We start from the raw sequence: 23,182 nt of genomic DNA on the forward strand, positions 1-23,182 counted from the left end.
ACAGACGGGGCGCTATTTAAAAAGGTTGCAAGGATTTATGTATCAGGGATCTGCGTTTCCCAATGGATGGAGCCTTTGCGAAGGACCAGCGTAACCGCTCCCTGCAGATCTGTTCGAAACAGCTTTGCGCCCGCTTCCTGTAATCTTGTTAGTACCGCCGGCGAGGGATGCCCGTAGCGGTTGTTCTGGCCGACCGAAATGACGGCATGATGCGGCTGTACAGCAGCCAAAAAATCAGCAGTGCTGGAAGTGTTGCTGCCGTGATGGGCTACCTTCAATACATCAACAGACGTAGGAAGTCTGGCAGACAGCATTTGTTCCCCTTTTTCTTCCAAATCGCCGGTAAATAGGACTGTCTTGCCGTACGCTTTGAGCAAAAGGACGACGGAGGCGTCATTGCCGGTATAGGCTGCGTCCCGTTCCGGATGATGCCAGGTCCACTCCACGCCGGGAGCATCTGTCCACGATCCGCCGGGCCGCCCGGACAGAACCGGGATTCCGCGCCCGCGTATCTGGGCCAGCAGCTCTTCCTCTTTCTCACGGGGTGGGGTGCCATTGACCAGGACCGCCCCGATCGAAAAGCGCGAAAGGATGGCACTCATTCCACCGATGTGGTCGTGATCCCCGTGCGTCATCACCACATAGTCGATCCGTTCGATCCCGCGGGCCCGCAAAAACGGAACGACGACATCTTTCCCGACCTCAAACGGATCGCGTTTTTCCCTCCAGGACTCCCGGTTGGGATATGCGGGGGTCCCACCCGCATCTATTAAGTATACCTTCTTTTTACCAATCTCGACAACGATAGAATCCCCTTGACCCACATCGAGAAAGGTGATGCGCACTTCCGAAGCACCGGAAAAAGGCTGTCGGGCCAGGACCAGGAGCAGGAACAGGATCGCGGCATAGCGCCATAAATCCCTCCTGCGATGATAGCCTATCTTCCATAATACGGGCAAAAGACCAAAAAAGACCCCGTAGAGAATCAGCCACCACGTATCGGGATGGGGCCAATGGGAAAAAGGGAGGGGTGTCTGATGCAGTCGAAACAGCGGGCCGTGCAGCCATTCGAGAATTCGCGTGGCTGCAAGCGCCGGAAGAGCAGCCAGCGCCGGATGGAGCAAGCTGAGCAAGAGCGCCAGATAGCCAGCCGGCAACACGACGAGCGAGAGTATTGGCACCGCGAGCAAATTGACCAGCCAGGAAACAGAGGAAGACTGATGAAAGTGATAGAGCAAAAAAGGAAAGGAGATCGCCTGTGCGGCAAATGTAACGGCCAAACTGGAGCGAACCCAGAGGGGGCCATAAGGCATCATCTCCAAAAACAGCGGGACATAGAGCAAAAGGCCAAGCGTGACGGCAAACGAGAGTTGAAAGCCGATCTGCCAAAGCTGGTATGGACCCGACGCCAGCATCGCGATCAAGGCCCATCCCCACAGCTCGGTGCCATTCTTTCCGCGAGCCCGTGTCTGATAGAGCAGGCCGAGGCCCCCCATAATCCCGGCTCGTACCGCGGAAGCACTCGCCCCGACGATCAGGACATAGCCCGCCAGAAACGCCATTGTGGCGATCAGGGCGATTTTTCTCGGTACTCCCAGCCGCTCCACCCCCCAGAGAAACATGCCGCACACTAGCGTCACATGCAGGCCGGAGATCGCCAGTACGTGACTGAGTCCCAGGTCTGCGTACATCTCCTGGGTGCGGGGCGATACCCCGTCCGTCACGCCCAGCAAAAGAGAGCTCATATAGCCTGCCGCTTCCGGGTCCCGAAAGATCCTCTCCAGTCTCTCCGCCGCCTCGCTCTGCCTGCGCTGAAACCACCGCATGAGTCCGCCTTTTCCTCCGGTATGCGAAAGGGCGGCATATTCGGCGTCGCCAGTCACCGAGACCCCCTGCCATTTTAAATAGCGGGCATAATCAAAAGCGTGCGGATTGCGCGGACCTTGGGGCAACTGCAGGCGGATCGGACCCTGGAGCCGATCTCCCGGCTGCCACATCCCGATGAGAGCGGCTTCCTCTTCGCGGGCGAGCTTGATCCGCAGGGCAATCCGCTCCGTGCGGGGCAATTCCTGCATGTGCTGCGGATTTGGACCGGCTTGCCGAACGAGGAAAAAGAACCGCGCCGAATCGCCGTCTCTTTTCACCTGTGTCTCGATCTCTCCGCTCAGATGCAGGATGGCTCCGCCCTCGGCTGGTGGGCGCAGAGAAGATTGATGCATCGCCTCATAGGCGTGAAAATAAAAACCGGCCAAGAGAAAAACCACGGCGAGCAGGAAAAGCGGTCTCCTTTTTTTCTGCAGACCCCATGCGCAAATGCCGGCGAGCAGCGCGGCAGCCAGAAACAGCGCGGCCATCGGCATATAAGCGCCTGCAAGCACTCCACCGAGTACAGCCAGACTGGCTCGAAAAGCGGTCATCTTCCAATCCCTCCGCAATCCAGCATTTCAAAGTGGTAGTGTACATCTTTTGGTAGGGACAAAAAAACCGGGCAGGAGAGCTTCCTGCCGGTTGCAGTAACGAACCGCAAAACCCGGGCGAGCCGCGCCTCCCAACCGGAAGCCCGGAAGGCCGGTGGGCAATTGGAAAGATTGATTTGACCGGCAATCCGTGATAGAGTTAGCAAGAGCAATCTGAGTGAGAGGAAGAGTCATTTCATATGTGTGGAATCGTATCACTCTACAACAAACGTCAAGCGCCCGTCCAACAGGAGACGATTGGCGCCATGACCCGTGTCATCCTGCACCGAGGTCCGGACGATGACGGCTTTCATCTGGAAGACAACATCGCGCTCGGCTTCCGCCGGCTCAGCATCATCGACGTCGAAGGCGGCCACCAGCCGCTTTGCAATGAGAACCGGGACATGTGGATCATCGGCAACGGAGAAATCTACAACTACAAGGAATTGCAGCACTGGTTGAAGGAGTGCGGACACGTATTCCATACGGATTCGGATATCGAGACGATCCTGCATCTGTACGAAGAAGTCGGAACAGACGCGCCCAAGCATCTGCGGGGCATGTTCGGCTTTACGATTTACGATTCTCGAAACAAACGCCTGTTTGGAGCGCGCGATCACTTCGGGATCAAGCCGCTCTACTATGTAGAGACGGAGGATGCGATCGCCGTCGCCAGCGAGATCAAGAGCCTCTTGGAGTTGCCTGGTCTGAAGCGAGAAGTAAACCCCACCTCTTTTTATCACTACTTAACGTTTCAATACGTGCCCGATCCCGCCACGATGTATCAGGGCATCTACCGCATACCGCCCGCACACTTCTTCGTCATCCAGGACGACCGCATCCAGTTGGAGCGCTATTGGGATGTCGAATTCAAACCGGATGAGAGCAAACCTTTTTCCTATTTCGTGGAAGGCACTCGCAGCATCATGCTGGAGTCGGTGGACAAACACCGCATCAGCGAAGTGCCGCGCGGAGCTTTTCTCTCCAGCGGCGTAGACTCGAGCAGCATCGTCGCCATGCTTCGCACGTTTGAAGAGGTGAAGACCTTTTCCGTCGGTTCCGACATTCCCGGCTACAGCGAGCTGGACTACGCCCGCCGGACTGCGGCTTCGCTGGGCACCGAACACCACGAGCTGGTCGTCAATGCGCAGCAGTACATGGACGAACTGCCCCGGCTGATCTGGCATCAGGATGAACCGGTAGCAGACCCCTCGGCGATTCTGCTCTACTTCGTCGCCCAGATGGCCAGCGAACATGTAACCGTGGTGCTCTCTGGCGAAGGAGCAGATGAGTTTTTCGGCGGCTATAACATCTACCGGGAACCGCATTCGCTGCGGATGTTTTCCCACATGCCGGATTGGATGAGAAGCTCGGTCCGCTTCCTGGCGGAGAGAATGCCCGATCAGGTGAAAGGGAAAAACTTCCTGATCCGCGGCTCCAAAACGGTAGAAGAGCGTTTCTTTGGAAACGCGTTGATTTTCAGCGAAGAGATGAAGGCGCGGGTCGTGACGGAGGATATTTTCCATTCGGAGCATTACCGCACGCCTTGGTCGGTGACCGAAGAGATCTACAAACGGGCGCAAGCTTATGACGATGTGACCAAGATGCAATATCTGGACATTCACACTTGGCTGCGCGGCAACATCCTGATGAAAGCAGACAAAATGACCATGGCCAACTCGCTGGAGCTGCGCGTGCCGTTTATCGACACCAAAGTGTTTGAATTCGCAGCGACCATTCCAACCAAATACAAGATCGCCGCCGGCACGACCAAGCACGTGCTGCGCGAGGCCATGAAGGATCTCTTGCCTGCTGAAATCAAGACGAGGAAGAAGCTCGGCTTCCCGGTTCCGACCCGCACCTGGCTGAAAAATGAGTTCTACAAATGGGCCAAGGAGCTCATCTTCGAATCCAATGTCGATCATTTGATCAACAAGGCGTACGTCCTCTACATGCTGGACGAACACCGCGAGGGCAATGCCGACTACAGCCGCAAAATCTGGACGATCCTGATCTTTATGCTGTGGCATCAGATCTTTATCGAACAAAAACACCAGTTCGGCCCGTACGTCAGCCCGAATGTGGAGATTCGCAGAAAAAAGGATTCCCTGCAGCAGATCGGATGACGGATTGAGCCGCCAGACCTGCTGCAAGAATACGAGAGACTGAAAGTGACTGCAAAAAAGGCTTCGCTTCGTCGATGACGAGCGGGCCTTTTTGGCATGGACGGAAATATTTGCCCAGCGCACTGTCATTTCGTAGGATGCCGGTAGAGAGATAGCTAGAGCTATTGGAGGTGTCTACGATGCTGTTTGATTTGTGGGAGCGGTATAAGCGGCTGATTTTGACTGCCTTTGCGGTCTTGTTTGTCGGTGCAAGCGTCTGGATCTATCAGTCGGACGCGGAGGGCTCGCATGCGGAACTTCCCTTTTACGAGGCAGAGTATGCCGATTCGGATTTCGCCGTATCCGGTACTGCGGGTGGAGGGCCTGCTCCCGCTCCCGCTCCGGCTGCCGCGGCGGCTCCGGACGCAAAGGCAGCAGCCGGCAGCGACGTGGTGTCCGCAGCCAGTCAGGCCGCAGATTCGCAAGCTCATCCCCAGGCCGCAGGTCCGCAGGCTCAGCCCTATGCCGGAGGTACGCAAGCTCAGCTCCAGGCCGCGGTTCATCAAGCGGAGCGCCAGGCTGCCGTTTCCGCCGCAGCTGATCCTCCTGGCAATCCGGCGGCCCGGCTGGCGGCAGCTGCAGCGGGCCACTCCCCCGCCGATCCCGCTCCCCTGTTGTACGTGGACGTAAAAGGAAGGGTAAACCAGCCCGGGCTGTACGCCCTGCAGCCGGGAGCCCGGGTAGCGGATGCAATCGCCAAGGCTGGCGGCATCTCCCCTGATGGTGACGCGGAGCGAATCAATCTGGCCGAGCCGCTTGTGGACGGCAGCGCGCTGATCGTCCCTGCCAAAGGGGATGCAGCCTCTACCGGTCAGTCGGGCATTGTCTCCGCCGTCATCCCCTCGGCAGGCGTATCAGGATCGGCCCCGTCCGCCGCAAAGGCCGCCCCTGCGCAGACATCGAAAGACCCTGCTGCCGAGAAGGCGGCCAAGGGGGTCAACATCAACACCGCCGGTCTTCAGGAGCTGATGACCCTGCCAGGTGTGGGCGAGTCCCGGGCACACGCGATCATCCAATACCGCAGCGAAAAAGGAGCATTCCGGTCTCCCGAAGAGCTGAAGAGAATCAGCGGAATTGGGGACAAGATCTACGAGCGGATGAAGGAGCACGTCCGCATCCAGTAAACGGGCATGAACGATTGGGTCGCCACATACAATGAATGGAGAATGAGTGTAGGGAGGAAATTTTCTATGGAAAGGATCGGCATAATCGGCACCGGCAGCATGGGCAGCATGCTGGTCGATGCCCTGATTGCTTCCAAAGCCTTGTCTCCCAGCCAGATTATCGTGACCAATCGTACCCATGCCAAAGCGGAAGCACTGGCTGCACGGCATCCCGGCCTGATCGCCCTGGCCAGCAATGTCGAGCTGGCACAGGAAGCGCAATGGCTCCTGCTGTGCATCAAGCCGTTGGAATACAGCCATGTACTGCAGGAGCTCCAAAGAGTGCTCACTCCGGAGCACCTCCTGATCACGATCACCAGCCCTATTCAATTGGAGCATCTGCAATCGCTCGTCCCCTGCCCGGTGGCGCGCGTGGTCCCGAGCATCACAAATGCCGCCTGCAGCGGCGTCAGTCTGTGTCAATTCGGCTCGCGAATCACGCCGGAGTCGCGCGAGCGCATACTCACGCTGTTTTCGGCGATCAGCCACCCCATCGAAGTGCCGGAGCAGTACCTGCGGGTGTCATCGGACATCAGCAGCTGCGGCCCCGCGTTTCTCAGCTACATCCTGCGCAACATGATCCACGATGCCGTTGAGGAAACCGGCATCTCGGCGGAGGCGGCCTCCCATCTCGCCATGCAAATGGTGATCGGGATGGGCGAGCTGTTCAAAAAGGAGATGTTCTCTCTCGCTTCTCTGGAACAGCGGGTATGCGTACCGGGCGGCGTCACCGGCGAAGGTCTGATCGCCCTGCAGCAAGGCATTCCCGGCGTGTTCCGCCAGGTCTATCAGCGGACTCATGCAAAATTTGCAGAAGACCTCGAATTGGTTAAAATTCAGCTGCAAACCGTACCGCCTGACAGCCTCTCCTCCCCTTCCTCTGCCGGATCGGGTACCTGACAGAGGCTGCGGCTATGCAGATCGCAGCCGCCGAAGAATCAAAACGGTGCAGCGGCTTCTCTTGCGGATAGCAGTTTTACGAAATTGGCGGCAAAAGCTAGATCCTGCAAAGGCAGCGAAAAAAGAAGCGAAGCCCCTTTTAAGGCTTCGCTCTTTTTGCTCCTCGGCCATCCCCAAGCGCTGTCATGCTTTCTCGCTTGCAGGGCGGCACGCGTCTGCGGTCTTTTCGTTTTTTGCGAATAACTTTTAGCGAACGACGATATTCACCAGTTTGCCTGGGACAGCGATCACTTTGACGATGGTTTTTCCGTCAATCAGTTCTTTGATGGTCTCGTTGCTGGCAGCCATCTCTTCCATTTGTTCTTTGGTTGCATCCGCGGCAATCATCATCTTTTCTCTGTTCTTGCCGTTGATCTGCAGAACGATTTCCACCTCGTCGTCCACCAGCTTGGTCTCATCGTACTCCGGCCATGGCTCGTAGGCGATCGTGTCGGTATGGCCCAGTTTTTCCCACAGCTCTTCGCCGAGGTGAGGAGCGATCGGGGAGAGCATTTTCACGAAGCCTTCCATGTAGGATTTGGGCAGTGCTTCTGCGCGATACGCTTCGTTGACAAAGACCATGAGCTGGGAAATGCCTGTATTGAAGCGGAGTCCTTCGTAATCCTCCGTCACTTTTTTCACCGTCTGGTGGTAAACGCGCTCTAGCGGTTTTACGTCCGCATCCGCGGAAATTTTGGCGTTCAGTGAACCGTCCTCTTCGACGAACAGTCTCCAGACGCGGTCGAGGAAGCGGCGTGCCCCATCCAGCCCTTTGGTAGACCAGGCGATGGACGCATCCAGCGGCCCCATGAACATTTCGTACAAGCGCAGGGTGTCGGCACCGTGACTGTCGATGATTTCATCCGGGTTGACGACGTTTCCTTTGGACTTGCTCATCTTTTCGTTGTTCTCTCCGAGGATCATTCCTTGGTTGAACAGCTTTTGGAAAGGCTCCTTCGTCGGAACCACGCCGATGTCGTACAGGAATTTATGCCAGAATCGCGCGTAGAGCAAGTGCAGCACCGCGTGCTCCGCACCGCCGATGTAAATGTCGATCGGCAGCCATTCCTTCAGTTTTTCCGGATCGGCCATGGCCTTGTCGTTATGCGGATCGATAAAGCGCAGGAAATACCAGCAGCTGCCAGCCCACTGCGGCATGGTGTTGGTTTCGCGGCGCGCTTTCATGCCGGTTTCCTTGTCGACGGTATGGACCCAGTCGGTGATGTTGGCCAGCGGCGATTCTCCCGTGCCGGACGGCTTGATTTCCTTTGTTTTCGGCAGGACGACCGGCAGCTCTTCTTCCGGAACGACCTTCATCGTGCCGTCCTCGAGATGCAGAATCGGGATCGGTTCCCCCCAATACCGCTGACGGCTGAACAGCCAGTCGCGCAGGCGGAACGTCACTTTCCGCGTTCCTTTGCCATTTTGCTCCAGCCACTCGATCATCTTGGCAATCGCCTGTTCCTTGTTCAAGCCGTCCAGGATGCCGGAGTTGATATGCTCGCCGTCTCCGGTATACGCTTCCTTGGACACATCGCCGCCGCGAATGACTTCTTTGATCGGCAGGTCGAATTTTTTCGCAAATTCGTAGTCGCGCTCGTCATGCGCCGGAACCGCCATGACCGAACCGGTGCCGTAGCTGATCAGCACGTAGTCGGCGATCCAGATCGGCAGCTTTTCGCCGTTCACCGGGTTAATCGCATACGCCCCGGTAAAGACGCCGGTCTTGTCCTTGGCCAGGTCCGTGCGCTCCAGGTCGCTCTTGTGCTTGGTCTGCTCCAGGTAGGCCTCTACTGCCTCTTTCTGCTCCGGCGTGGTAATCTTTTCGACCAGCTTGTGCTCGGGTGCGAGAACCGCGAACGTAGCGCCGTACAGCGTGTCCGGACGGGTCGTAAAGACCGTAAACGTCTCGTCATGTCCGTCGATGGAAAAGACGACCTCGGCCCCTTCGGAACGGCCGATCCAGTTGCGCTGCATCTCCTTGATGCTCTCCGGCCAGTCCAGTTCCTCCAGATCCTCCAGCAGCCGGTCCGCGTATTTGGTAATCCGCAGCACCCACTGCTTCATCGGACGGCGTTCGACCGGGTGGCCGCCGCGTTCGCTCTTGCCGTCGATGACCTCTTCGTTGGCCAGCACGGTTCCCAGAGCCGGGCACCAGTTCACGGCCACTTCGTCGATATAGGCCAGGCCGTGCTCATACAGCTTGGTAAAAATCCACTGGGTCCATTTGTAGTACTCCGGATCGGTCGTATTGATTTCGCGATCCCAGTCGTAGGAAAAGCCCAGCGACTTGATTTGGCGGCGGAATGTATTGATATTGCGCTCGGTAAATTCAGCCGGGTCATTGCCGGTATCCAGCGCGTACTGCTCCGCCGGCAGTCCGAATGCGTCCCAGCCCATCGGGTGAAGGACGTTGTAGCCTTGCATCCGCTTCATGCGGGAGAGGATGTCCGTCGCGGTATAGCCCTCTGGATGGCCGACGTGAAGACCGGCTCCGGATGGATACGGAAACATATCCAGCGCATAGAACTTTTTCTTGCTCGGATCATCCAGCGTTTTGAAGGTTTTATTTTGTTCCCAGTACGCCTGCCACTTCTTTTCCACTTCGTGATGATTAAAAGCCATTGCTTTGCACTCCTATCTTGGATTCATAAAAAAATAATGAGCTGGATAAATAGTAAAAAACCTCCCGCCCCAGATCGCGAACGAAATGGGACGAGAGGATCATGAATACTCCCGCGGTACCACCCAAATTGGTGAACACTGGCAATCGGCCATCTGCCTCTTCCGGTCTCCATGTGGAGCACAGAAGCGTCCTGATGCCTGCACATACGGCTCACCCGCTTGAAACTCCGTATCGTGGGTCAGACGCTCCTCCTTACGCAGCCAAACCGATGAGGCCGGCCTTCAGGGTGAGTGCTTGGAGGCGAGTTCGGAAAGGGACGGATTGACTTGCACCGACCGTCAATTCTCTAGTGCCGTTTCACTTTCGTACTGCTCCTCTTCAACGCTTTGTCGATATGCACTTCTGCACTGCTAAGCTCATGCGCTTCTAGTTCCGATTATAGACAATGCAAGACAGCACTGTCAACGCTAGGGTCGCCGCGCGCAAAAAAACAGACGCTCGCTCGTCGCGACCGGGGGCAATCCGGTGAAGTCCGCGGTCAATTCGATCTCCGCAAATCCGGCCTCCCGGAGCCACCGCACCATCTCGTAGGGCTGATAGGCCCGCTGCTCGTGGACTTCCTCCACACGCTCGTACAGGCCGTTTTCCTGCCGCAGGAAGAAGGTCAGCTCGTGGGCGACCTCCAGCCGATCGGGATCGCAAAAACATTGCCAAATATACGAAACTTCTTCTTCCGTCAAGGCAAAGGTCTGATTGCCAAAGCCATGCAAGATTTTGTACGGGCTGTGCACATCGAACAAAAATGTTCCTCCCGGCTGAAGATGTGCAAAGACGCGTGAAAAGGTCTGCTGCACATCCTCCTCGTCGGTCAGGTAGCTGAGGGAATCGCAAAAGGAAATGACGCTGTCTGCCTGAGGAACCTCCAGCTCCCGCATATCTTGTTCCACCCAGAGGACTTGAGCCTGCTCCCGCCTCATCTTGTCGTAGGCGACGGCAAGCATCTCCGCAGACAAATCGACGCCTGTCACTTGATACCCTCGCTTTGCAAGCGGGATGGCGATATTGCCCGTCCCGCAGCCGAGATCAATCACGCGGCGCGGCATCCCTTTTTTTGCCCAGACGCCCTCGGCAAAGTCCAGCCATTCTCCATAGGGGGAGTCGGCCATCAGCCTGTCGTAGACCGTCGCCATGTGCCCGTATGCCATGTCGCTCAGCCTTCCTCTCCAAAGCTGACGAGCGGGGCTTCTGCCCAGAGGCGCTCCAAATTGTAAAATTCGCGGTCTTCGCGGTGGAATACGTGGATCACGACATCGCCCAGATCGACCAGCACCCAGCGTCCTTCGTCCGCTCCCTCGATCCCCCGGACCTGGTATCCATTCTTGTGAGCCTGCTCGCGGATTTCATTCACGATCGCCTGTACTTGCCGCTCATTGTTTCCGTGACAGATCATGAAGTAATCGGCGATGACAGACAGCTTGCTGATGTCCATGATCACCAGATTCTCCGCCTTTTTCTCTTCTGCCGCTTTCGCCACTAGGCGCGCCAAAGCTTCCACTGTTTTAACCATTTAACTCCTCCTCATGCATCCAAGCCGGATACGAGATCGTTGTATGCCAACAGCGTCAACGGATACACTGTTTTCTTCTTCTCGATCAGCACCTGTATCGTGCCGCCTATGGCGGTCACCAGCGCCTGATTCAAATCCTGCTCCGCCAGCTTGCGGATTTTTTTCACGCCGGGGAAATCCCGGTTTGGTTCTATATAGTCTGCCACACAAACTATTTTTTCTAACAGGGTCATCCCCGGCCTTCCCGTCGTGTGATACCGGACGGCTTGAATGATCCCGGGATCGGTAATATTCATCTCGGTCTGAATCACGATCGCTCCGGCAAAGGCATGCCACAGCTCTTTTTCGCCGCTGAGCAGGTCTTCCGGCAGATCGTGGCGGATGAGGATGTCGCGCATCACATCGACCGGCCAGCACTTGCAGTAATCGTGCAGGAATCCGGCCAGCTCCGCCTTGTCCGGGTCCTCCCCGTACTGGACGGCCAGCTGTCTGGCCGATTCCGCGACGCCCAGCGTGTGCCGGTACCGTTTTTCATGCATCTGCGCCCGGACACGCTCCAGAAGTGCCTCCCGATTCTCTAGCCAGTTCATACAGTCCCCACTCCTTAATATAGCGCTCAACTGACGGATGCACCAGGTAGCGGATGCTTTTTCCCTGTGCGGCCTTTTTCCGCACGAGAGTGGACGACAGATCCCAGGCGGGCATCTCCACGAAGCGGACATACGTCTCATACGCGCTCTTGTCCAGCTTCGTGCCGGGACGCGTCAGACCGATAAAGCGGATCATGCGGACCAGCTCATCGATCCGATGCCACTTGGGAAGGATGCTCACCATATCCCCGCCGATAATAAAGGAAAACTGACAATCCGGATGGTTCTGCAAGAGGAGCTCTACAGTATCGACCGTATAAGAAGGCCCTTCTCGTCTCAGTTCCAGATCGCACGCCCGAAAAGCCGGGTGATCGGCAACGGCCAGCTCCACCATCCGCAGCCGGTGGCGGGCTTCCGTCAGTCCTACCCGGTCCTTGTGCGGCGGGATATGGGTGGGCATGAACCAGATTTCATCCAGTCCTGCCTGCTCCCTCGCTTGTTCCGCGGCGAGAAGATGACCGGTGTGTATGGGATCAAACGTCCCTCCCATAATGCCGATCTGTTTCTTTCGCTTTTCCATTACTTCGGCAGGACGATTCGCTTGTTCTCCCTGGACTCCTTGTACAGCACGACCGTATGGCCGATCAGCTGCACCAGCTCCGCTTCCGCTCCCGCCGCCAGAGCTTCCGCCACTTCCTCTTTGTCGTCCAGATTGTTTTGCAAAATCGATACCTTGATCAATTCGCGAACTTCCAGCGCCTCTTTAATTTGCGTGATCATGTTTTCGTTGACGCCGCCCTTGCCTACCTGAAAAATGGGGGACAGATGATGGGCCTCCGCGCGTAAAAAACGTTTTTGCTTGCCTGTCAGCATGCACATATCTCCTTTTTTTGTATGCCTCTATTTTTCCGTATGACCGCCGCCGGCTCAAAGCGGCGTGTTACTTCCATTTTGCCCCGCGCGCGCGATTCATACCGTTGCGCAGATGTCCTTCCGGCGGGGTTTGCGATTTATTTGCCGAGCTGCTGCAAGACGACCTCGCGCATCGTCTCGGTCGGGGCGTCTTCGCCCGTCCACAGTTCAAAAGCCAGCGCGCCCTGATTGACGAACATGCCGATGCCCGAGTGGATTTGCGCGCCTTTCGCGGCCGCCGCTTTCAACAGTCGCGTCTCCAGGGGATTGTAGATCAGATCGCTGACGATCAGGTTGGCATGGAGCCACTCCTCCTGGACAGGCATTTCCTCCACATGCGGATGCATCCCGATGGACGTCGTGTTGATCAGCAGGCTGGCATCGGCGATCGCCTCCGCGCCCTCTGCCGGATTGAGAACGACGGTGGGGACGATCGTCCCGACGTGCTCCGCCAAAAGCGTCGCGCGCTCGCGGGAGCGGTTGAGAATCCGAATCTCCCGCACGCCCCGCTCGGCCAGCGTAAAGGCGACTGCCCTGGCGGCCCCCCCGGCGCCCAGCATGGTCACCGTCTGCTGCTCCAGGGAGATGCCCGTCTTTTCTACGAGCGAGCGGACGTACCCGAGGCCGTCCGTATTGTACCCGATCAAATAGCCGTCGCGGTTCACGACGGTGTTGACCGCACCGATGCGGGCCGCAAGCGGATCGACCTCGTCCAGCAGCGGCATGATGGCGACCTTGTGCGGGATGGTCACGTTTACCCCTTTGATCCCCAGCGCGCGAATGCCTGCGACTGCCTCCGGGAGCCGCTCGGGAGCCACGTCAAAAGAGGTATACACATAATCGAGGCCCTTCTCGGCAAATGCCGCATTGTGCATCAGCGGCGATTGCGAATGCGCAACCGGATGACCAAACAGACCGACAAGTTGTGTTTTGCTCGTAATCATGAAGCTCTTCCTTCCTCTCTGCTCTCCCCATCCCAGCATCTGGCTTGACAACCGGACCGCATCAGATGAGCCCTTTTCGAATGCCTACACTGACACCTTTCGGCGCATGCACCACGACGCTGGCTTCTTCCTTGCCCTGCAGGCTGACCCAGCCGAGACCCGAAATGACCAGATCGGTCGTGCCTGTCGGGCGGATTTTAAAGGTATGCTTGACAAAGGCGGGCAGTTTTTCCGCAGCCTCTCGTCCGGTAGGAGGAGCGAGCATCTCCCCGTGATGCTTCTGCAGGACGTCGTCGGCATTTTCCAGCTTTGTCCGGTGGATGTACATATCATTCTTTACGTACACCACGAATGGCTGTCTGGGCCCGCGTACGAAATCAATCCGCGCCAGTCCCCCGAGAAAGAGCGACTGTCCGTCGTTGAGCTGATATACTTTGGGATTGATTCTAGTGGTTGGCGTTATTTTCCGCAAGTCTTGCGGTGTGATCATATGGCCGATCTGATCCCGGTTGATGATCCCCGGCGTATCAAAGATCGAGCGGCCGTCCTCGAGCGGAATCTCGATTTTGTCCAAGGTCGTTCCCGGAAACGGCGAGGTGGTGATTTCCAGCTCGGCCGATCCGTAATCGTGCAGGATGCGGTTAATCAGCGTCGATTTCCCCACGTTGGTCACGCCGACAATGTATACGTCCCGCCCTTTGCGCAGCTGGCTGATCCGGGCAAGCAGCTCGTCGATATGAAGCCCTTTGTGTGCGCTGACCAGCACGACATCGGCCGGTCTCAGGCCTCTTTCTTTGGCTTCATGCTGCATCCAGTTACGGACGCGGTTCAGATTGATATTCTGAGGCAAGAGGTCCACCTTGTTTCCGACCAGCAGAATCGGGTTGTTCCCGACAAAACGGGGCAATCCCCGCAGCCAGGAACCATGAAAATCAAAAATATCGACCACCATGACTACCAGGCTGTCGGTGGAGCCGATTCCGTCCAGAATCCGCAGAAAATCGTCATCTCCCATACTGATGGGAGCGACTTCGTTATAGTGCCGGATGCGGAAGCAGCGTTGGCAGATCACCGTTTCCCGTTGCAGGGCGGACGCCGGCGCATAGCCCGGCCGCTTCGCATCTTCGGTCTGGATCGCGATGCCGCATCCCGCGCAGGCACCTTCAAACCGCTCTGTTACTCCTGTGTTTTCCACGTAATCATTCCTTTCTTGCGCATCCAGTACAGAGCCAAGCGCTCCAATCTGCGGTTGAAGCGGGTCCAAAAGCCGTCTGTCTGGGTAACGGGCACTACCAGGATCGTATGAAAGCCCAGGCGGTTGCCCCCGAGCACATCGGTAAACAACTGATCCCCGACGACGACCGTCTCTTCAATCGACACATTCATATCGGCAACCGCTTGCAAAAACGCCCGGTTGCCCGGTTTCCTGGCAGCAGAGATAAACCGGACTCCCAGCGGCGTACAAAATTTGTCGACTCGGTCCCGGTTATTATTGGATACGACCGTCACCTGGATGCCTTCTTTATGTAACTGTTTCAGCCAGCTTTCCACTTCGGGGGTGGCATAAGGCCTGTCCCACTCGACCAAGGTGTTGTCCAGGTCGGTAATCACCGCCTTGATCTTCTTCTCTCGCAAAAAATGTATGTCAATATGATGGATGGACTCCACGTACTGATCTGGCATCAGCTTTTCTAGAAACACGGGACACCTCCAGAAACAACTTACAAGAACCGTGATTTCGGCACTTACTATACCATATTCAGCCATGGCCTTGCAAAAGAAAAAGAGGGGGGATGAAGCCCCCTCCCCTTCTGCAGATGGTTGGCCTTATGCCAGGTTGTTACGACGTTTTTTGGCCAGGATGGTGACATCTGCCTGATTGGCAGCCAGCGCATTCCCTGTACGGGAATTGGCTGTCGCGGCTTGTTGGATCTTCACGACGATCACCGTGTTTTTGCCCACCCTGTACTTGTAGGTTCGGACGTTGTTTTGCTGCATGGAATCAGCACCTCCCTCGGGAATGGATGTACCAGCTCGCCTTCCCTGTCCGCATCCTTAGACTGCATTGGTTCCGTTAGCCCGGATTTTGATAATGCTGGCATCGGCCTGATTGAAAGCTGCTGCGTTGCCAAATACGGAACTGGCTGTCGCGGTCTGTTTGATCACGATCGTCTTTTTCCCTTTTTTGGGCCAACCGACATAGTTGCTTGCGCTTCTTTTCATCTGGCGTACCTCCCTTCTTGCAAAGGATGGTACATCTTATTACAAACAGACTGAACCCGAAGCCACATTTCTACCGCATCAACCGCATATTTTTAGAGAAGATAGGATCTGTCTCCTTTTCCATCAATCGCCGCACCTGCTCTTTTGGCTCCCAGCAATGAAATTGATAGGATGGCTTCGTTTCATAGCGAAGCCTGGAGCAGCGATAGATGACCCCTTTCTCCCTCTTTTCGACGCGAAAATGGATGCAAGTGGCACAGCAATGATAGGTTTTTCCCCGAGATTCCATCTACTGATCCTCCTGTCTCTCTCCATAGAAAGGCGATTGCCAGGAAAAAAGAGAGAGCTGTTCGTATCTCTCTCCCTCGGCGGGCGCGAAGTTGGAAAAGCCGACGCCGACCAGCCGCACGCCCGAACTGTAGTCAAAAGCATCCAGCAATTCCTCCAACAGCTCGCCCCAGGGCACGCCGTATTCGTTCTTGCGCTGCTTGCTGCGCATCGTAAAGTCGGCATACTTGATTTTCAGCGTGATCGTCTGGGGAATGACGCCTTCCTCGCGGATATCCTGCTCCACCTCCTGCAGCAAGGAGAAAGCGATCGGCGCGACGGCTTCCCGCTGGTACAGGTCATAGGGCAGCGTCGTCTCTCTGCTCGATGATTTGGGCGAACGCTCTGTCACGATCTCCCGGTCGTCCTCGCCGCGTGCCCGATCATACAGGGCATGACCCATTTTCCCCAGCATCTGCACGGCTTCCTCCAGCGAGAGGCGCCAAAAGTCCTCGACGGTATAGATCTCTTTTTTGGAGAGGAGCTCCTGTGTTTTTTTGCCGACCCCGTGCAGCGTGCCGACGGGCAGTGTGCGCAGAATCTCCATCGCCTGCTCGGGGCGGATGACGACAAAAGCATCCGGCTTCTTCAAATCGCTGGCGATTTTCGCCAGGGACATGTTATAGGAAAGACCCACGCTGCAGGTCAGCCCGGTTTCTTTGCGGACCCGCCGTTTGATCTCCTTTGCCACCGGGACGGCATTCTCGTAATCGGACAGATCCAGGTAGGCTTCATCCAGGCCGACGGTTTGATAGCGATCGGTATAGGCGGAAAAGACGCGGCGGATTTCCTTTGATTTTTCTACGTACCGGTCAAATCGGGGCGGCAGAAAGATCCCCTGGGGACATTTCTTTTTGGCGAGAGCGACGGGCATGGCAGAGCGCACGCCGAATTTTCTCGCTTCGTAGCTGCAGGTGGAGACGACTCCGCGATTGCTGCTGCCGCCGACGATGACCGGCAGTCCCCGGTATTCCGGTCTGTCCAGCTGCTCGACACTGGCGTAAAAGGCATCGATATCTACATGGAGGATTTTTTTCATCGAAAACGACCACCAAACATACATTCTCCTTTTTTCATTATGACGGGTTCCCCCGTCGGATGCAAGGCGGCAGGTTCGGTCCTCCCCGGCCATTTCCATGATGTCTCTGCTCGCGGTTATCCGTTTTTTTGCAAAGCGGCAAGCAGCTCGGATACGGGCGGATTCCCTTTTCGGGCGTAGATGATCTCCCCGTTTCGCCCGATGATGTAGACGATCCGCTGCTGGGCGAAAAAGCCGAGAATTTTGCCCACATCGTAGGCTTTTCTGATCGCTTCGTGCTCGTCTGCGATCAAGGGAAACTCGTAGCCGAATTTGCCTGAAAAGGCATGATGGCTCGTAAGGCCGGCCGGATTCACCCCCAGCACACAAGCCCCCTTGGCCGCAAGCTCGCGGTAATTCTCCTGGATGGCGCAGAGCTGTTTGGTGCAGATCGGGGTATCATCGCCCGGATAGAAGATCAAGACGACTTGTTTCTGGCCGATCAGCTCCTGCAGATCGATCCGCCCCTTGGTGCTATCCGCTATAAACAGCGGTGCTTTTGTACCGACGGTCAGCATGGTGGCCAACACCTCCTGTTGCCTCCAGTATACCTGATGGAAGCGAGAAAACGATGGCTTCGCCCGGCTTTTTGCGAAGCCTGCCGACAAAAAAAAAGACTGCTCCTCCCAAGAGAAGCAGTCCTCCGTCATCGTTTTTCACATTACCGCGCGGAATGCTTTGCCTGCCGGCATTTATTCACGAACATCTCCGCTATTTTCAGCATGTTGTCGTCATGCGCCCACATCCGCTCCGGATGCCACTGCAAGCCGATGTGCAGCCCGTCGAGGCTCTCTATGGCCTCGATCACCCCGTCAGCAGCGATTCCGGTAGCCCGGTAGCCAGGGGCCACGTCCTTGACAGCCTGGTGATGGGAGGTGTTGACGAGAATTTCGGTTTTGCCCAGGGCCTCCGCGACGACCCCCGGCTGCAGCATGACCTTGTGCGCTCCGTACTGGCGCGAGCCTTTTTGCGCATGCTGGAGAGCTCCGGGCACTTGGCTCGGGATATCCTGGATCAGCGTGCCGCCCGCTGCCACATTGAGGATTTGCATGCCGCGGCAGATACCCAGGATGGGCTTTTTCAGCTCCATCGCCAGCTTGATTACCTCCAACTCCGCCAGATCCCTCTCGTACTCCACTTCCCCCAGACCCTGAAGCGGCTCCTCGCCGTACAGATGCGGCGCCGGATCGTCCCCGCCGGTCAGAATCAAGCCGTCCAGTCTTTCGACCATCTCGCGAAACGGGGCGTCTTTTACCGTCAAAAGCGGCAAAATATATGGAACACCGCCAGTGCGGGCCACGCCGTCCACATAACCGGAACCGACATAGAAAAACTGGTCCAGGGTGTTGCCCGGAAAGTACATCTTGGTGCTTGCTACGCCAATAATCGGACGCACGTCAGTCACTCCCTGCTAATTCTTTTCGTTGGATGCATACTTGAAGTCGATAAAGCCGAGCGCGTCAATCACGACATCCTTGACGCTGTCCTGCTTCACCCAGGTGTAGGTGAAGTAGTAGATCGGCAGGGCAGGCATCTCATCCATGATGATGGCGTCTGCCTTCTTGAGGATTTCTTTCCGCTTGGCGACATCTCCTTCTTTGGAGGATTGTGCCAAAAGGTCGAGGAATTCCTGGTTCTCCCATTTGGACGTGTTCAGACCGCCTTTGAACACCTCGAGGAAGTTGATCGGGTCGTTAAAGTCGCCGATCCAGCTGGCGCGGCCAATCTCGAAATTCCCCGCCTTCATCTGCTCGCGATGTACTTTGTTCTCTTTGTTCACCAGCTTCACTTCGATGCCGAACGCCTTTCTCCACTGATCCTGAATGACGGTGGCGACACGCTGGTTCACTTCCGTCGTATTGTAGGCGATGGTCAGCTCAGGCAGTTTGGTGATGCCCAGCTCTTTCATGCCGAGCGCAAGCAGTTCTTTTGCCTTTTCGACATCATTGTCCTTGTAATAGCCGTCCGGATTGAGCGCCATGGTCGGCGGCAGGATGCCAAAAGCCGGCGTGCTCTTGAACGGAACGACGCTGTCGGCAATTTCCTGACGGTTGACCGCGTAGGCAAAGGCCTGACGGATATGCTTGTTGGTAAACGGCGGCTTGGTCGTATTGAAGATGTACCAGTACGTGCCCGCCGTCGCTTTTGATTGCATTTTGCCCGAATCTTTCAAGGAATCCAGCGCGTCGAGCGGCAGATCGCCCAGCGGAGATCCCGCCCAGTCCAGATCGCCCTTTTCAAACATGGCCAGCTCGGTATTGGCGTCTTCGATCATGTTGACGATCAGCTTGGAGAGCTTCACCCGGTCTTTATCCCAATAGGTATCGCTTTTCTCCAGCTCCATCCCCGATTTGTGCTCCCACTTTTTGAGCACAAACGGACCGTTGCCGACGTAGGTCTCCGGGCTGTTTGCCCAGTCTTTGTTGGCTTCCACCACTTTTTTGTTCACCGGGAAGTAGGTGACCGTAGAGACCAGCTCCGGGAAGAAGGGAGCCGGATTTTCCAGCGTTACCACCAGCGTCTTGTCGTCAGTCGCCTTCACCCCGACGTCGTCAGCCGTTGCCTTGTTGGCATTATATGCTTCACCGTTCTTGAGGAAGTACAGCTGATAAGCATAGCCGGAGGCCGTCTCCGGGTTCAGCACGCGCTTCCAGGCATATTCGAAATCATGCGCCGTGACCGGGTCGCCATTCGACCATTTGGTGTCGCGAAGGTGGAAGGTGTAGGTCAAACCGTCAGCGGATACTTCGTATGTTTCCGCAACCGACTCCTTGATCGTGCCGTCTACATCTAGTCGCAGGAGGCCGTCAAAAGCGGCGCGAGCGATCGACATGGATGGAATATCCTCGGCAAGACCCGGATCGAGCGTGCTCGGATCACCTGTATTCAGGTTGATTCTCATCTCTTGACTGGAAGCCTGTTCCTGCGGTGCGGCCGGTGCTTCCGCCGGTTTTTGCTCCGTTGGCTGGTTGGCTTGCTGCCCTCCGCAGCCAGCCAGGGACAGGCTGCCGAGCAAGACGAAACAGAGCGACAGTTTGTGAAGCGCTTTCATAAAAACCCCCCTCTTGAAACTTTTTTTCTTGATTCTTGGATGCATGATTAAATAATATTATCTTGGGAAAATTTTGTCTACTGAAATCCATGCGGAATGGAGTGAGCCATTTGCTCGCATCTTTGAAAGAATCGATAGAGGCATTGCTGGCGAAAAGCGGCGGACAATGGGGCGTGTACCTGGAGGACCTGACGACCAGGGAAGTGTTGGAAATCAATGCTGATCAGCGTTTTTTTGCGGCCAGTCTGATCAAGGTGCCGATCATGACGGCCGTGTTTGCCGAGGCCTACGCGGGGAAATTCTCGCTGGAGGAGCGCATCCCCCTGCGGCATGAGGATCAGGTCGGCGGATCCGGAATCTTGCAGCATATGACCCCCGGCACGGAGTGGAGCGTCTACGACCTGGCCACACTGATGATTATCCAGAGCGACAACACGGCGACGAACCTCCTCATCGAATTGGTCGGAACCGACGCGATCCGGACGGTGATGGAAAAGACGGGCATGAGCAACAGCCAGTTCTACAATAAACTGATGATCGTCCCCGCCGATTTGGAGGGATACAACGAAGTGACCGCCGCCGATATGGGCAGCCATCTCCGCGCTCTGGCCAGCGGCAGCATCATTTCCTACAACAGCTGCCTCCAGATGATGGGGATCCTCAAAAAGCAGCAGCATCGCGACCGCATCCCGTACCTGCTGCCCGACCCGGACGGCGATTTGATCGGCATGCTGCCCAAATGGGAGCTGGCGAACAAGACAGGTACGGTCACCCGGACGGCGCATGACACCGGGATCTTGTACGTAGCCGATCGGGCCGTGACTATTTGCCTCCTGTCGAGAGAGCTGGAGATCGTGACAGCCAATGAGGCGATGGCGCAAATCGGAAAGATGGTCTACGAGCGGTACGCCAAATAAGCACGCACATAAGCAGCAGTATGTTCGCAGTGGTATCGGTATGAACATAAAAAAGCCTGTCCGGCGAGACAGGCTTTTCGATCATTCCCTTTCAACGGCTTCTTTCTGCCGTTTTGCAATCAAGGCCACGATCGGAATCCCCGTGCTGACAATCCAAAAGCAGTTGACCACCGCCGGGATGATGGCCCAACCCATGAGGGTTACGCCCGGCGTTCCGCTGATCAGATCGACCACGGCTGCCATCACGAGCCCCAGCAGGTTGCCTGCGATCCCCCAGATTGCCAGCCAGACGTAATGGATCGGGGCTACCTGACCCCTGCCCAGATCAAATCCGTCATGACAGGAAATAAACCCGGAAAAAAGGCCGATCACGCCATTTGCCAAAATCCAGATCCACCAAACTTGACCGGATAGGAGATCGCTTAGAAACGTACCGGCCAAACCGATCAAAAAGCCGGAAAACGGACCAAAATACGCACCGAATACCGTCAGGATAACGACGGCTGGGCGCAAGCTGCTGTCACCCACCGGTATGTAATCCGTTATGTAGTTGAAAAGACCGTACCAGAGAATTCCCAAACCGATCAATACTGCTTTTTTGTTCCTTGACAGACGAGTGGGTGGCATGTCCACGTTGACAGCTCCTTTTCTCAGGCTACGGACATTTTCAACATAGCATCCTCCGCTCCATGTGTCAAAATGGTTTTTCGGCGTAAACAGGCGCTTTCCCGCTGAGCGGAAAAGCGCCTTTGTTCTCTCCGATGTCCCGATATTTATTTGCTCAGAACCAGCTTGCTCACTTCGTATGCGCTGGAGAAGGAGAGCTCGGACAATTGGCCTTGTCCCTCGCACCAGTCTCCTGCGAAGAAGAGATTGCGGTAATCCGGCAGGCTGATCGGCATCGGCCCCTGGTTCATCGTCCATTTGATTTCCTGAACGATCGCCCGCGTGGAAACCCGCGGCACCACCAGCTGTTCCCGCCAACCGGCAAAGTGCTTGTCATACAGCTGTTCGATTTCTTCTTTGCGCTTGTCGATCATCTCCTTGTCGCCTACTTCGGACTGACGGAGATAGGCTGTCGCCTGCAGCAGCTGACCGCCTTCCGGCACGCAGCTCTTGTCGTAATAGGAGATGTCGGTGATAAAAATATTGTTATGCTTGTCGTAAATATAGGTATACGGAACGTCAAGACGCTCTTTCAATCCGACGTCGTAGACGACCACCACGGTCGGATCATAGCTGGCGTACTGGGCAATCGCATGCTCCAGTTTGGTATCCTTAAACGCTTTGACCATCTCTTTGGGCGGGATGCAGCTGATGAACTCATCGCCGGTGTACTCGGCCTCTGCGGTGACGGCAGCCACGACTTTCGCATCCTCTACGCGGAACGACTCTACTTTGGTCTTGGTCAGGACGGTCCCGTTATTGGCTTCGATGACCCGGACGAATTCGTCGATCAGCGCTTGCCAGCCTCCCCCGATGTAGGCCACCGGCTTGTTGGTCGTGAAAATCCGGCGATAGTAGGCGAAAAAGACATCGGAGGGAATCCGTTCCGGTTCACGCGTGAAGAAGTTGGAAGAGGCGAGGGTGAGCATCATTTCCTGGACGTCCTCGCTGATATTCTGCTTCTCCATCCACTTTTGAATCGACAGATGGGGATGGCCGGTCTCCATCTTCAGCATGGTTTTCAGAATCTCAAAGGTAAACAGCACCTTGTCAAAACCCTTGACCAGCTTGGTGCGGAACAAGCCCTGTACATTGGCGGGGACCGCTGTCAGATCATCGCCCAAATCATAGCGGGCCTTGTTCGGATTGAAATCCTGCCAGTCGATATGCAGACCCAGCTCTTTTTCAAAGGTTTTCAAGACAGAGGTGTCTCGTCCATAGATGGCATGCGCACCAAAGTTGAAGTGAAAGCCCTTGATTTTCAGCGTAACGGCGCGGCCGCCGAGGGCTCCACGCTCAAGCACGGCTACCTTTTTTCCATGAGCCGACAGATAGGCTGCGGCAGACAGACCAGCGAGCCCCCCGCCGACGATGACGACGTCAAAATGGTTCGATGTCATAACAATCTCCCTTACGTATTCCAATGTGTACTCACGTGTAATCGCTTGAATCATCCTATAGGATAAGGGATGGACAAGGTAGAAGTCAACCATTATTGAACTCTGTCTATTTTTATACCCATACTACCAATTTTTGCCTTCCCCTGCTTCTGTTTGG

Annotated in this window: 23 protein-coding genes and 1 other annotated feature; of the genes, 4 read left to right on the forward strand and 19 right to left on the reverse strand. The window is 56.1% G+C overall.

What is annotated here, in order from left to right:
* Positions 1–35: 35 nt before the first annotated feature.
* A complete protein-coding gene (locus JD108_RS14485) occupies positions 36–2,417 on the reverse strand; it encodes a DNA internalization-related competence protein ComEC/Rec2 (protein ID WP_198826749.1) in 2,382 nt (793 codons plus the stop codon).
* A 239-nt stretch (positions 2,418–2,656) separates the two neighbouring features.
* Here JD108_RS14485 and asnB point away from each other — a divergent pair, with 239 nt between their 5' ends.
* From asnB to comER, 3 genes are all read left to right on the forward strand, one after another.
* Positions 2,657–4,582 carry an asparagine synthase (glutamine-hydrolyzing) gene (gene asnB, locus JD108_RS14490; protein ID WP_198826750.1) on the forward strand — a complete coding sequence of 642 codons (1,926 nt, stop codon included), beginning with the start codon at positions 2,657–2,659 and terminating at the stop codon, positions 4,580–4,582.
* 179 nt (positions 4,583–4,761) lie between these two features.
* The gene (locus tag JD108_RS14495) at positions 4,762–5,745 is read left to right on the forward strand and encodes a helix-hairpin-helix domain-containing protein (RefSeq protein ID WP_198826751.1); all 984 of its coding nucleotides are present in this window, start codon (positions 4,762–4,764) and stop codon (positions 5,743–5,745) included.
* A gap of 66 nt (positions 5,746–5,811) precedes the next feature.
* Positions 5,812–6,684, forward strand: coding sequence for a late competence protein ComER (comER, locus tag JD108_RS14500; RefSeq protein ID WP_198826752.1), 873 nt, complete (start codon positions 5,812–5,814; stop codon positions 6,682–6,684).
* A gap of 246 nt (positions 6,685–6,930) precedes the next feature.
* On the opposite strand, the gene leuS is transcribed toward comER, so the two are convergent.
* The 16 genes from leuS to JD108_RS14580 all read right to left on the reverse strand — a co-directional run bounded on the left by leuS (position 6,931) and on the right by JD108_RS14580 (position 20,042).
* Positions 6,931–9,348, reverse strand: a complete 2,418-nt coding sequence (leuS, locus tag JD108_RS14505) for a leucine--tRNA ligase (protein ID WP_198826753.1) — start codon at positions 9,346–9,348, stop codon at positions 6,931–6,933.
* A gap of 83 nt (positions 9,349–9,431) precedes the next feature.
* Positions 9,432–9,740: a binding site (T-box leader), on the reverse strand.
* Positions 9,741–9,816: 76 nt separating this feature from the next.
* Positions 9,817–10,554 carry a class I SAM-dependent methyltransferase gene (locus tag JD108_RS14510; RefSeq protein ID WP_198826754.1) on the reverse strand — a complete coding sequence of 246 codons (738 nt, stop codon included), beginning with the start codon at positions 10,552–10,554 and terminating at the stop codon, positions 9,817–9,819.
* 5 nt (positions 10,555–10,559) lie between these two features.
* Complete coding sequence (gene rsfS / locus JD108_RS14515; RefSeq protein WP_198826755.1) at positions 10,560–10,916, reverse strand: ribosome silencing factor; 357 nt, start codon at positions 10,914–10,916, stop codon at positions 10,560–10,562.
* An 11-nt stretch (positions 10,917–10,927) separates the two neighbouring features.
* Positions 10,928–11,506: a bis(5'-nucleosyl)-tetraphosphatase (symmetrical) YqeK gene (gene yqeK, locus JD108_RS14520; RefSeq protein WP_198826756.1), complete on the reverse strand. Its 579-nt coding sequence runs from the start codon at positions 11,504–11,506 to the stop codon at positions 10,928–10,930.
* Positions 11,448–12,086, reverse strand: a complete 639-nt coding sequence (locus tag JD108_RS14525) for a nicotinate-nucleotide adenylyltransferase (protein ID WP_198826757.1) — start codon at positions 12,084–12,086, stop codon at positions 11,448–11,450. The genes yqeK and JD108_RS14525 overlap by 59 nt, the downstream gene beginning before the upstream one ends.
* Positions 12,086–12,379 (reverse strand): ribosome assembly RNA-binding protein YhbY, encoded by a 294-nt coding sequence (gene yhbY, locus JD108_RS14530; RefSeq protein WP_198826758.1) that lies wholly within the window; start codon positions 12,377–12,379, stop codon positions 12,086–12,088. The genes JD108_RS14525 and yhbY overlap by 1 nt, the downstream gene beginning before the upstream one ends.
* Before the next feature lie 137 nt (positions 12,380–12,516).
* Positions 12,517–13,362 carry a shikimate dehydrogenase gene (locus tag JD108_RS14535; protein ID WP_198826759.1) on the reverse strand — a complete coding sequence of 282 codons (846 nt, stop codon included), beginning with the start codon at positions 13,360–13,362 and terminating at the stop codon, positions 12,517–12,519.
* 61 nt (positions 13,363–13,423) lie between these two features.
* The gene (gene yqeH / locus JD108_RS14540) at positions 13,424–14,557 is read right to left on the reverse strand and encodes a ribosome biogenesis GTPase YqeH (RefSeq protein WP_198826760.1); all 1,134 of its coding nucleotides are present in this window, start codon (positions 14,555–14,557) and stop codon (positions 13,424–13,426) included.
* Complete coding sequence (locus tag JD108_RS14545; RefSeq protein ID WP_198826761.1) at positions 14,539–15,063, reverse strand: YqeG family HAD IIIA-type phosphatase; 525 nt, start codon at positions 15,061–15,063, stop codon at positions 14,539–14,541. The genes yqeH and JD108_RS14545 overlap by 19 nt, the downstream gene beginning before the upstream one ends.
* Before the next feature lie 126 nt (positions 15,064–15,189).
* Entirely contained in the window at positions 15,190–15,360 is a 171-nt protein-coding gene (locus JD108_RS14550; protein ID WP_198826762.1) for a hypothetical protein, read from the reverse strand.
* Positions 15,361–15,417: 57 nt separating this feature from the next.
* Complete coding sequence (locus tag JD108_RS14555; protein WP_198826763.1) at positions 15,418–15,585, reverse strand: hypothetical protein; 168 nt, start codon at positions 15,583–15,585, stop codon at positions 15,418–15,420.
* A 70-nt stretch (positions 15,586–15,655) separates the two neighbouring features.
* Positions 15,656–15,874: a hypothetical protein gene (locus JD108_RS14560; RefSeq protein ID WP_198826764.1), complete on the reverse strand. Its 219-nt coding sequence runs from the start codon at positions 15,872–15,874 to the stop codon at positions 15,656–15,658.
* A complete protein-coding gene (gene dinB, locus JD108_RS14565) occupies positions 15,875–16,951 on the reverse strand; it encodes a DNA polymerase IV (RefSeq protein WP_198826765.1) in 1,077 nt (358 codons plus the stop codon).
* A gap of 116 nt (positions 16,952–17,067) precedes the next feature.
* A complete protein-coding gene (locus JD108_RS14570; protein WP_198830136.1) occupies positions 17,068–17,508 on the reverse strand; it encodes a peroxiredoxin in 441 nt (146 codons plus the stop codon).
* A 143-nt stretch (positions 17,509–17,651) separates the two neighbouring features.
* Entirely contained in the window at positions 17,652–18,386 is a 735-nt protein-coding gene (locus tag JD108_RS14575; RefSeq protein WP_198826766.1) for a gamma-glutamyl-gamma-aminobutyrate hydrolase family protein, read from the reverse strand.
* Positions 18,387–18,401: 15 nt separating this feature from the next.
* On the reverse strand, positions 18,402–20,042 hold the full coding sequence (locus tag JD108_RS14580; protein WP_198826767.1) for a peptide ABC transporter substrate-binding protein: 1,641 nt from the start codon (positions 20,040–20,042) through the stop codon (positions 18,402–18,404).
* Between the two features lie 101 nt (positions 20,043–20,143).
* Between JD108_RS14580 and JD108_RS14585 the strand changes: the two genes are divergently transcribed.
* Positions 20,144–20,959, forward strand: a complete 816-nt coding sequence (locus tag JD108_RS14585; RefSeq protein ID WP_228728154.1) for a serine hydrolase — start codon at positions 20,144–20,146, stop codon at positions 20,957–20,959.
* A gap of 81 nt (positions 20,960–21,040) precedes the next feature.
* On the opposite strand, the gene JD108_RS14590 is transcribed toward JD108_RS14585, so the two are convergent.
* Both JD108_RS14590 and JD108_RS14595 read right to left on the reverse strand, forming a co-directional pair.
* A complete protein-coding gene (locus JD108_RS14590) occupies positions 21,041–21,586 on the reverse strand; it encodes an ECF transporter S component (protein ID WP_228728437.1) in 546 nt (181 codons plus the stop codon).
* Between the two features lie 146 nt (positions 21,587–21,732).
* Positions 21,733–23,079 (reverse strand): phytoene desaturase family protein, encoded by a 1,347-nt coding sequence (locus tag JD108_RS14595; protein WP_198830137.1) that lies wholly within the window; start codon positions 23,077–23,079, stop codon positions 21,733–21,735.
* Positions 23,080–23,182: the final 103 nt, after the last annotated feature.

The sequence above is a fragment of the Brevibacillus composti genome (genome assembly GCF_016406105.1).
GTDB lineage: Bacteria > Bacillota > Bacilli > Brevibacillales > Brevibacillaceae > Brevibacillus > Brevibacillus composti.